The sequence below is a fragment of the Kitasatospora sp. NPDC057518 genome, assembly GCF_042802075.1.
Classification (GTDB): domain Bacteria; phylum Actinomycetota; class Actinomycetes; order Streptomycetales; family Streptomycetaceae; genus Kitasatospora.
Window position 1 is genome coordinate 1 of the sequence record NZ_JBHVEU010000712.1, and the last position, 2,562, is coordinate 2,562.

The window sequence follows — 2,562 nt, forward strand, 5'->3', positions numbered from 1 at the left end:
GAGAGCCCACCCCCCACCCCAAACCCCCACAATGGACCCATGTCGGGAGCCGAACCCACCATCACCGTCCCCACCTGGCTGACGCACAGCGTCACCGCCACCCAAGGCGAAGCCGCCCACCCCTGGCTCGCCGCCCTCCCCGCCAGGACCGCCGCCCACCTGGCCGCCTGGAACCTCACCCTGGAACGGGTCCTCGACCCCGGCGGCAGCCTCAGCCTCGTCGCGTACGTCCACCGCGACGACCTCTCCCCCGCCGTCCTCAAGGTCGGCTTCCCCACCCCCGAGACCGTCCACGAGCACACCGCCCTGGCCCACTGGGCCGGCCGCGGAGCCGTCCTCCTGCTCGACTCCGCCCCCGCCGAGGGCGTCCTGCTGCTCGAGCGCCTCCACGGCGGGATCCCGCTGCGCTCGCTCGCCGAGCCCAAGGCCATGCTGGAGGCCACCAGCCTGCTGCACCGCCTCTGGACGGAGCTCCCCGAGGGCCACCCGTTCCCCGCGCTCTCCCAGCGGGTCGACGCCGCCGCCCGTCTCGCGGAACTCCCCCACCCCGTCGCCGCCGAGGCGCGGCCGCTGATCGCCGAGGCCCTGGACACCGCACGGGGCCTGGCCGGCTCCGCCGACGAGTCCTTCCTCCTGCACGGCGACTTCCACCACGGCAACGTCCTGGCCGCCGACCGCGCCCCCTGGCTGGCCGTCGACCCGCGCCCGCTGGCCGGCGAACGCGCCTACGACCTGGCCCGGCTGGCGCTGGACCGCGCCGACACCCTGTTCGGTTCCCCCGGCGCCCCCGCCGCCGTCCGCCGCCGCCTGGGCCGGCTCTCCGAAGCCCTCGAGGTCGACCAGGACCGCCTCCGCGGCTGGACCCTCTTCCGCGCCGTCGACCTCGCGCTCCGCGCCCTCACCGCGGACCGCCGCGAGGACGCCGAGCTCTACCTCGAGTTCGCCGACACCCTCTGACCCGCGGGACCGCCAACTCCCCCCGCCCCGAAGGCCGTTACCCCCCGGCCCCCCGCAGGGGCAACGGCGCCCCCATCACCGTGTACAGCCGGTCCGTCGCCGGGAACCGCACCGCCCGCGCCAGGTCCCGGTACCCCAGCGCCCGGTAGAGCCGCCGCGCCGGCGTCTCCGCGTCGATCGCCGAGAGGATGCTCCGCTCCAGCCCCGACCCCTCGCACAGCGTCCGGATGATCCGCGAGCCGACCCCCTGCCCCTGGAACTCCGGCAGCACGTGCAGTTCGGTGACGGCGAAGACCCCGTCCAGCCAGTCCCCGTACCCGCGGGCGGCCAGGTAGGGCTCGATCACCGTGCTCCACCAGTGCTCCCGCTGGTTGGGCATCCCGTACCCGAACCCGACCAGCCGCCCCCCGCTCATCGCCCCGAGCGCGATCACCCCCGGCTGCTGGGCGTGCCGCCCCACGATGTGCAGCCGTACCGCGACCTCCTCGGGCGTCAGCCCGAACGCCACCGCCTGGACCTCCAGCGCCTGCGGCGCCCAGTCCGCGAGGTCGATGGCCCCGATCGTCACCCCGGTCAGCTGATCCATGCTCCGGACGTTACTACCAGCGGCCCCGCGGCGCGGCCGAAGATCCCAACAGCGCCCCGCGCGGCCCGAACGGGCCGCTCAGAACAGCACGCTCATGAACGCCCCGACCTCCTGGAACCCCACCCGCCGGTACGCGGCCCGGGCCCGCAGGTTGAAGTCGTTGACGTACAGCGACACCACCGGCGCCACCTCCCGCAACGCGACCTCCAGGACCGCCGCCATCCCCGTCTCGGAGAGCCCCCGCCCCCGGTGCTCCGGAGCGACCCAGACCCCCTGGATCTGGCAGGCCCCCTCCGTCACCGCCCCGATCTCCGCCTTGAAGACGACCTGCCCGTCCTCGCCGAACCGCGCGAACGACCGTCCGGTGGACACGAGTTCGGCCACCCGGGCCTGGTAGAGGAGCCCTCCGTCCCCGGCGAGCGGCGACACCCCCACCTCCTCGGTGAACATCGCCACGCAGGCCGGCATCAGGGTCTCGACCTCGTTGCGCCGCACCCTCCGCACCAGCGGATCCGGCGCGATCTCCGCCGACGGCACCGAGGTCGCCATCAGCGGCTGGTGCGCCCGGACGTCCCGGGGCGGGCCCCAACTGCGCTCCAGCAGCGCCCAGAAGGCCGCCGTGGCCGCCGCCGGCCCGACGATCGAGGAGCAGCGCCGCCCCTGGCGGCGGGCCCGTTCCGCGAACGCCGCGACCGCTTCCGGCCCGGCGTCGACCAGGACCAGGTTCGCCCCGGCGTAGCAGAGCGCGCCCAGCACGCCGTCCCCGTCGTACCAGCCCCACATCTCCCCGCCGAGCCGCCACGGGTCCAGCCCGACGGCCTCGACCCTGGTCGCGACGAAGGCGTTGGCCACCGGGTCGCGGTGGAGGATCTCCAGGGCCTCCGGCAGGTCCGGCGGCTCCAGCACGCGGGTGGTGGCCAGGGCCCGGGCGGCCTGGAAGGAGCTCGGGAGCATCACACCGCGATCGAGCATCGGGACAGCACCTCACTGAGACGACTCTGGCCGCACCCTACTCCGTC

The 2,562-nt window shown here is 75.1% G+C and carries 3 protein-coding genes; 1 reads left to right on the top strand and 2 read right to left on the bottom strand.

Translation table 11 applies throughout. The features are described 5' to 3' along the window. The first annotated feature begins 39 nt into the window (after positions 1 to 39). On the top strand, positions 40 to 957 hold the full coding sequence (locus ACFU7Z_RS38655) for an aminoglycoside phosphotransferase family protein (protein ID WP_380782825.1): 918 nt from the start codon (positions 40 to 42) through the stop codon (positions 955 to 957). 37 nt (positions 958 to 994) lie between these two features. Here the strand turns inward: ACFU7Z_RS38655 and ACFU7Z_RS38660 are convergent, their stop codons facing one another. Continuing rightward, entirely contained in the window at positions 995 to 1,543 is a 549-nt protein-coding gene (locus tag ACFU7Z_RS38660; protein ID WP_380782827.1) for a GNAT family N-acetyltransferase, read from the bottom strand. 78 nt (positions 1,544 to 1,621) lie between these two features. Beyond that, positions 1,622 to 2,497: a GNAT family N-acetyltransferase gene (locus tag ACFU7Z_RS38665; RefSeq protein WP_049651309.1), complete on the bottom strand. Its 876-nt coding sequence runs from the start codon at positions 2,495 to 2,497 to the stop codon at positions 1,622 to 1,624. Between the last annotated feature and the right edge of the window lie 65 nt (positions 2,498 to 2,562).

Bases quoted from the DNA above. Each gene is read 5' to 3' on its own strand.
- ACFU7Z_RS38655 (WP_380782825.1), top strand. From the start codon at position 40: ATGTCGGGAGCCGAACCCACCATCACCGTCCCCACCTGGCTGACGCAC.
- ACFU7Z_RS38660 (WP_380782827.1), bottom strand. From the start codon at position 1,543: ATGGATCAGCTGACCGGGGTGACGATCGGGGCCATCGACCTCGCGGAC.
- ACFU7Z_RS38665 (WP_049651309.1), bottom strand. From the start codon at position 2,497: ATGCTCCCGAGCTCCTTCCAGGCCGCCCGGGCCCTGGCCACCACCCGC.